Consider the following 7,210-nt stretch of genomic DNA (forward strand, 5'->3'; position numbering starts at 1 on the left):
TTCAGCTTTACATGAAGTGGTACAACGAAATTCGGTCACATTCGTCCATTGGGTATTTATCACCAGTGGAATATGAGTGTAGTATTTGATTTAACAAAGCGGTGTGCGCAAAAGTGGGTGAGGTTTCCTTGACGCTGCGCCAGTGATATTGGCGTGCGCCACCCGTCAGGCTTGCCGAGTGGAATTTAAAAATATTTAACGACATATATGATGTTTAATATTACCCCCAAAATATTCAAAGAGATTGATAAATACCTCTATTTATTAAACGATATCGGAAAAGAGTGTGAATTCACAAAGAATGAATTGATCTGTAGAGAAGGAGAAAAACCAGACCAATTATTCTATATGGTTAGCGGGTTGGTAAAGTGCTATGTGCTTCGCGAAGGTAAGGAAGTCATATTACGTCTGATGACAGATAATAGTGCCGTTATTGCTTATTCTGGTTTTATCACTGGCAGTATGTCTTCGGAATATATCGAATGCTTAAAAACATGCAAAGGGTTTTTGATACCCATTAAAAAGCTAGAACGTATGCGCTCAGATAATTTAGAAATAGATGTAGTCTTCAGGTACATTGCTGAGCAACATTATTTGTCAATGGAACGAAGGCTAATGATGCTTCACCATAAGACATCTGAAGAGCGTTATCGTTACTTCTGTGAATTTATGGAGAAGAAAATCGTCGAGGAAACCCCCATGCATTGTATTGCTTCATATCTAGGTATAACCGCTGAATCTTTCAGTAGAATGAAGAGGAATCTTATCAATTGATAAGGTCTAGAATATGTACCTAATCTATAGTGTATTTTAATCCACTGATAGGTATATATGATGTTAAAAATGAAGTCATCCTGTGAGCAATGTGGCAGGTTAACGGGAGAGAAAGAAGTAGCATATATTTGCTCTTTTGAGTGTACATTCTGCGAATCGTGCACAACAAAGATGGGCGCTATATGCCCCAATTGCTCCGGTGAACTATTGCTTCGCCCAAAGAGACTAAAGAAGCCATTGGATGTGGCAAAATCACAATTAAAGGCGAAGCTGTTTGGCCGATAAAACTGTGCTATGAGATTAGTCAAAAGCCACTTGGTATCAAGTTTGAAGTACAAAAGGAAAAAGTAACAGGGGGCTATTCTAACCAAAAAATGCACTGGGGCGTTTGGATGCCGCATGGGCATGGGCATGCGCGTTGCTAATTATTGCAAATGCCCAGTCATCATCCCAACGCCCGTGATTCTAATGGTTATGCGCCAATCGAGTTCAAAGCGGTGCGTTTAGAATTGGAATTTAGAATGGTGATCTGGATTTGGTTGAGTAATGAAAGCTAGATGCTTTTGAGTTGTTCTTTTTAATTGGTTCAGTTTCAGTACCCGGACTCTATCTCTATATACGGAGAGGTACTTATGGCTTTATATTTGTCTTCGCTAATGTGGGCGTTGTTTCCTTAGTCGGGATGGTTGTGAGCATGATGGAATCATCATTACTTCATCTAAATCATGAATATCTGCCATCCTTATATCATGACGGTGCGCCGCAAGTATTATGGCCAATATATGACTTACATTGATTCTGCTAAAAAAAGAGGGAGAAGAAGAAAGAGCACATGGAATCTCATACTGCTTCCAATAACTATTTCCTTGGTTGGCGCATTTTATCGGTCTTTTTTCATCATTAACGAACTCTTGCATACTTTTATTTATGCAGAAGAAAGCTTTGAGATAGATGATTCACATACAATCGGCCCGATATTGGCTAGTATCGCTCCACTTTTTGCGGCATTGCCTCTTGGTATGTTGCTGGGAAATCTCGTTGTGCGACAAATCCCACCAGCCCGAAGAGCGCTTGATGCTGAGGCCCACGGACATCCAGGTACTGGCTATACTCAGTCGCAAAGAGCAATTTTTAAGTTGGCAGTTATTTTAGTGCCTGTTAGCTTTGGAGTGGCGATGCTGGGTATATTAATGCCATGGGTATAATTATGCATAACAAGCAAGGGCAGTCAAAAACGCGCCGCTGCTTTAGGTGTTATGCATTATGGTGCCGAATATGAATGAGCAATATTTTGAATGCCTGAGGAAATATAGGCGGCTTTTAGTAAAACAACGATTCGCGTGGCTGGTGTTGCTCATCGTTGGTTTGTGCACGATTTTTTTATCAAAAACGATACTTGATTCCGAATGGACGTATGTGCCAATTATCTTATCTTTAATATTAGTTGTTTACATTGGGAATAAGATACAACGATTCAAGTGTCCAAGGTGTGAAAAAACCTTTTGCACCAAGTATGTTGTCTTACATTACAGAATTACAAACCAATGCGTTCATTGCGGGTTATCCCTTAACGAGCTACCTGAGTTGAAAGGGAATTAGACATAATGCTTCATGTGCATTTTAAGTTATGAAACAAAGAAATGTACTATTAATAGTCGTATGTTTAATTATTGTATCGGGTTTTTGATACCTGAACCTAAGGTAATTCCTGTGTCTGATTAGTATGTGCTCACTGAGTAATTTTCACTATGAGCTATACTAGCCGTAACTCTTTAAATCCAGCGAAGGCATTATGAATCCTTCTACTTTGATCGGCATGATTGGTGGCCTGGTCGTGCTGACACTGGCGATCTATCTGAATGTGGATAAGCCGGCGGAGCTCATCAATACACCTGGCTTGTTGTTCGTTGTCGGTGGGACCATCGCGGCAACTTTTCTCAGTTATCCCCTCAAAGAAGTGCTCCGCGTATTTAGCATATTCCATATTGTTCTACGTAACGAACGCATTTATTTCGAAAAAGATATTCTGGAAATTGAACGCGTCGCCAGACTTTCTCAGAAGGGCAGCATCCGGGAGATAGAGAGTGAGATAGGCAGGATCAACAATCCTTTTTTGAGGACGGGCATTCAGCTGGTGATTGATAACACTCCAGAAGAGGATGTCACTCGATTGTTGAACTGGCGTATTGCGCGGCTGAAAGCGAAAGAAGCCGCGGAAGCCCAGATCTTTCGCACGATGGCCTCCTACGCCCCGGCCTTTGGAATGGTCGGCACTTTGCTAGGCTTGGTCAATATGCTTGGCGACATAGGGGCAGGCGATATCGCTTCTATGGCCTCCAATTTGGCCCTTGCCCTGTTGACGACATTTTACGGTCTGCTCCTGGCGAATATGGTTTTTAAGCCCATTGCAGTGAAATGGGAGCGCCGAACTGACAAGCGTATCGCCGTGCTGAGCATGGTAATGGAGGGGATTGAGTTGCTCCACCAGCGTCGTACGCCGACCTTTATTTCGGAGACGCTCAAATCGTTCATGATGAAGTTTGAGGATGAACTGCATGATCACCATAGCAAAGCCGCGGTCGCTAAAACTGTCGATGATAAGGTAAAAAAATGAATCAGCCGTGGGATCCCAACAACCGTTATCCTGCGCTATTGGACAGACAAGAAGCGCAAGATAGCGATGAGTGGCTGCTATCCTACGCTGATTTGTCGACGCTCATCATCGTTTTTCTGGTGCTTATGTTTGCTTTCAGCGACTTTGATAAAAACAACAGCACCACCGAGGGCTCTTTATCGGAAACGTCTACTAAAGCGCCGATGGCCGTCGCACCACAGATAAGCACGCCGATAGCTGGCAGCCCTATCCGACGGCAGATATTGGATCAGCTGATTTCTATGCAGTCACAGGGTTCGTACGAGATTGATGCTGACGAAGACGGTGTGACGATCAATCTCGCTGACATACTTCTCTTTGAATCCGGCAACGCTCAGCTTTCCGGGGAAGGACTGGAGCGCTTGCAGCGTCTAGCGCCTGTTCTGAAAGCAGGCCGTTACCCCATAACAGTCGAAGGCCACACGGACAGTGCCCCGATCCATAATGACAAGTATCCGTCCAACTGGGAGCTCTCCGCAGCAAGGGCCAGCCAGGTAGTGCGTTATTTGGTTAGTCAGGGCCTCGCTCCTGATCGCTTTATGGCAGTCGGCTATGCCGATACACGTCCTGCTGAGTTGGGCAATTCACCCCAAGCGCGTTCAGCTAATCGTCGGGTACATTTGAGACTTAAGCTTCCCCAATAACTGCGCCTGATAAAGAAAGTGCCTTTTTGAGTTGAAGTTTTCTGCAATCATAAGAGAAGGCACTCAGCCAACGTTTGGCTAAGACATGTCGTATTTGAGGAAACCTCAGCATTAGTTGCTTAGTTAGAATGTCTACTTTTTGTGGTGAACACCAATTTTTTAGTGAATCCTGAGTATTTCCAAAGAGAATGTGTGAAATATTCCTAATAAGCACTACTATCTAGCCTCATCGTTTAAGAGGTTAAGGAAATGGAAATCGGAGATAAGAATGAGCTTGAATATGTCATCACTGACGCTGATTCAGCCAGGTCACTCTCTATAGAGGCTGGGGATGATTTTCCATCGGTATTCGCAACATCTCGTATGATAGCGTTAATGGAGCTAGCTGCAGCACGGTTAATGAAATCCTTGCTGGCTGAGGGTGAGTTATCTGTGGGGGTTACTGTGAATGTTAAGCATCTTGCAGCAACGCCAATTGGTGCAAATGTGAAGGCTGTAGCGGAATATATTGGGCTAAATGGTAAAACCTATTCCTTTAAAGTATACCTGTATGATAAAGGTGGCCTTGCGGGAAGCGGTGAACATACCAGGGCTATTGTAAATTCAGACAGGCTGCTTGAGGGAGCTAACCGTAGAGGCTTAACATAAAAAGGTTCAGTCTGATACTTGGCGGTGCAGGTTAGCCAAGAGTTATGCGCCTGGAGGATTGTCGAGCCTTGTCTATATTTGAATTGAAAATTTAGACGAGTATATCGCGAGTTTGGATTTGAAGTTCCAGCAACACAATAGGTGGTCCTAATTGCCAGAAATAAAAACAGTTTTACTGTTTGTCGTCACTGCATTCGCTGAAATAGTAGGGTGTTACTTACCTTATCTATGGCTACGTGAAGGTAAATCTATCTGGTTGCTTTTTCCAGCTGCTTTAAGCTTAGCAATGTTTGCGTGGCTCTTGTCGATTCATCCTACCGCTGCAGGTAGAGTTTACGCTGCTTATGGCGGCGTCTATGTGGCTATGGCGATTTTGTGGTTATGGGTTGTTGATGGTGTTCGCCCAACAACGTGGGATATTCTGGGTTCTTGTGTTGCACTAGTAGGGATGGCTATTATCGTGTTCGCACCGCGCAATGCATAGCAATTCTATCAAGTGGACCAATACTACGCTTCGGTGTACAGGGCGTTATATCAGTGACGGAGGAGCTGATGAAATCCATTAAGACCTCGCTCATGTTTGTCGGGGAACAGGCAGGAAAAGCCGAGGATGCGATCGAGTTTTATACTTCCTTGTTCCCTAATTCAGAGATTATAGATCTTCAGCGCTACGAAGCAGGTGAGCATGAACCAGAGGGTTCTACCAAGATGGCCAGGTTTACGATAAACGGTACGGAGTTTATTGCACTGGACAGCCATATTAACCACCAATTTACCTTTACACCTTCGATGTCATTGTACGTTGAGTGTGAATCAATGAGCGAAATAGAGAAGGCATTCAGGGCCCTTGCCGAAGGTGGCTCAGAGCTGATGCCTTTGGATGACTACGGTTTTAGCCAAAGATTTGGATGGTTGAATGATAAGTATGGCGTTTCCTGGCAGCTCAATCTGTCTAACTAGGGTGTTACCGGGCCAATTAATGGTGAGCCGGCAAGCATAGTAAATGGGTCTACTATTGGCTTTGGTTGCGTGACCAGCAATGCGGATGGTTCGAATGCAGACCTTCGACGCCAGCTCAGGAGTCAACCTCTATCAGGGCCAGTGCCCGTTTGCAAAACTCGGCCTGGTTGGCTTCATGTTTGAGGCCGGATTGCAGTAGCAGGTAGCGCAATGTCTGGGCCCGGTTCAGCGGCCGGTCGGCAAAGTCTCGCTGTTCTATCGCTCGATAGTCCTCCAGCTGCTGCTGGTGTTGGGCAAGGCGGTGCTTGAGGTCATTTGCCACACTGTTGTTTTGCAACAGGGCTTCGCATCGTAAGCGTACCAGCAACGCGTCGCGCAGGGCCGGGGGATCATCGACCTGAGCCACCCAGGTTTCAAGCGCCTGTCGTCCGGCGGGCAAGACCTGGTAGGTTTTCTTGCGTCCCCGGCTGCCGTCCTGGGCCGTGGATTTTACCAGCCCAGCCTCTTCCAGGCGGCCAAGTTCGCGATAGATCTGCTGATGCGTGGCCGGCCAGAAAAATCCGACCGAGCGATCGAAACGCCGCGCCAGTTCCAGGCCAGAGCCTGGATATTCCAACAATGCATTGAGCAGAGCATGGGAAAGAGACATAGGGTGCGGGTACCAATGTTGTCGTGTTTGTGCAGTATATCTCATCATCCCTTACATATTGCAACTTGTTGCAAAAGATCTTGATTGAGTCTATTGTCCAAAGAGTTGCAAAATGGCGTAGGTGTTTCGCCCAACCTATTCTCCGTTCAGATTCACATTAAGAGGCCATCATGAACACACTGGCATTGCAGCCGGCCGCCGCCGATTCACTGGCCGCCTGGCACGATATGGTTGCCCGTACCGATTTATCAGCGCTGGGGAGCATCACGCATCCCGATGTCGTGTTTCGCTCTCCTGCGGTGTACAAGCCCTATCAATCCGCTGACGTTTTGGGTGTGATCCTGGGCAATGTGCTGCAGGTGTTTGAGGGCTTTACCTACCATCGCGAGTTTGCGTCGGAGGATGGTCTGAGCGTGGTGCTGGAGTTCAGCGCCAAGGTGGGTGATCGCGAACTCAAGGGCATCGACATGATTCGCTTCGACGAAGCCGGCAAGATCGTCGAGTTCGAGGTCATGGTACGACCGCTCAGCGGATTGCAGGCCCTGGCGGCAGCGATGGGCGAGCGCATGCAGCGCTATATGCCGTAGCAGGCGGCCGCAAGCACGACAGACTGAGAGCTGGAGCTGGCTGCAGGCGGAGCATGACGCCGAGGCGCAATACCACCCAATCACCCAGCGGCTGTTATCCGGCCATACCTGCCAATGGTGAAAGACATGCCTGTTGTTTTGCATTAAAAATTGACCCGGGTTTTGCACCGAATATTGACCCGCCTAGTGGGCCGATTATGGCCTAAATATTCCTGTTATTGCTAGACTTCCTTTCCCTCTGTTGTGTGGTTGAATGTTTGAATCGATAACTGTCGTTACCGGTTTCGATGATATG

11 protein-coding genes are annotated in these 7,210 nt (G+C 46.3%); 10 read left to right on the forward strand and 1 reads right to left on the reverse strand.

Annotated elements, in window-relative coordinates; translation table 11 throughout:
• The first annotated feature begins 11 nt into the window (after positions 1-11).
• The 9 genes from D9N13_RS24295 (at position 12) to D9N13_RS04840 (ending at position 5,679) form a co-directional block, all read left to right on the forward strand.
• Positions 12-89: an IS3 family transposase gene (locus tag D9N13_RS24295; protein ID WP_411268113.1), complete on the forward strand. Its 78-nt coding sequence runs from the start codon at positions 12-14 to the stop codon at positions 87-89.
• Positions 90-207: 118 nt separating this feature from the next.
• The gene (locus D9N13_RS04805; protein WP_290586654.1) at positions 208-774 is read left to right on the forward strand and encodes a Crp/Fnr family transcriptional regulator; all 567 of its coding nucleotides are present in this window, start codon (positions 208-210) and stop codon (positions 772-774) included.
• A gap of 69 nt (positions 775-843) precedes the next feature.
• Positions 844-1,059: a DUF1272 domain-containing protein gene (locus D9N13_RS04810; RefSeq protein WP_290586682.1), complete on the forward strand. Its 216-nt coding sequence runs from the start codon at positions 844-846 to the stop codon at positions 1,057-1,059.
• 497 nt (positions 1,060-1,556) lie between these two features.
• Positions 1,557-1,979, forward strand: coding sequence for a hypothetical protein (locus D9N13_RS04815; RefSeq protein WP_290586657.1), 423 nt, complete (start codon positions 1,557-1,559; stop codon positions 1,977-1,979).
• A gap of 587 nt (positions 1,980-2,566) precedes the next feature.
• Positions 2,567-3,388, forward strand: coding sequence for a motility protein A (locus D9N13_RS04820; protein ID WP_290586660.1), 822 nt, complete (start codon positions 2,567-2,569; stop codon positions 3,386-3,388).
• Positions 3,385-4,071 (forward strand): flagellar motor protein MotB, encoded by a 687-nt coding sequence (locus D9N13_RS04825; RefSeq protein ID WP_290586663.1) that lies wholly within the window; start codon positions 3,385-3,387, stop codon positions 4,069-4,071. The genes D9N13_RS04820 and D9N13_RS04825 overlap by 4 nt, the downstream gene beginning before the upstream one ends.
• Positions 4,072-4,320: 249 nt before the next feature.
• Positions 4,321-4,719, forward strand: a complete 399-nt coding sequence (locus D9N13_RS04830) for a thioesterase family protein (RefSeq protein ID WP_290586666.1) — start codon at positions 4,321-4,323, stop codon at positions 4,717-4,719.
• A 151-nt stretch (positions 4,720-4,870) separates the two neighbouring features.
• The gene (locus D9N13_RS04835) at positions 4,871-5,203 is read left to right on the forward strand and encodes a YnfA family protein (RefSeq protein WP_290586670.1); all 333 of its coding nucleotides are present in this window, start codon (positions 4,871-4,873) and stop codon (positions 5,201-5,203) included.
• A 68-nt stretch (positions 5,204-5,271) separates the two neighbouring features.
• Entirely contained in the window at positions 5,272-5,679 is a 408-nt protein-coding gene (locus tag D9N13_RS04840) for a VOC family protein (RefSeq protein ID WP_290586673.1), read from the forward strand.
• A 115-nt stretch (positions 5,680-5,794) separates the two neighbouring features.
• Here D9N13_RS04840 and D9N13_RS04845 read toward each other — a convergent pair whose 3' ends face one another.
• On the reverse strand, positions 5,795-6,328 hold the full coding sequence (locus D9N13_RS04845) for a PadR family transcriptional regulator (RefSeq protein ID WP_290586676.1): 534 nt from the start codon (positions 6,326-6,328) through the stop codon (positions 5,795-5,797).
• A 170-nt stretch (positions 6,329-6,498) separates the two neighbouring features.
• Between D9N13_RS04845 and D9N13_RS04850 the strand changes: the two genes are divergently transcribed.
• Positions 6,499-6,915, forward strand: coding sequence for a nuclear transport factor 2 family protein (locus D9N13_RS04850; protein WP_290586679.1), 417 nt, complete (start codon positions 6,499-6,501; stop codon positions 6,913-6,915).
• The last annotated feature ends 295 nt before the right edge of the window (positions 6,916-7,210 follow it).

Source organism: Ketobacter sp. GenoA1, assembly GCF_003671475.1.
Lineage (GTDB): Bacteria > Pseudomonadota > Gammaproteobacteria > Pseudomonadales > Ketobacteraceae > Ketobacter.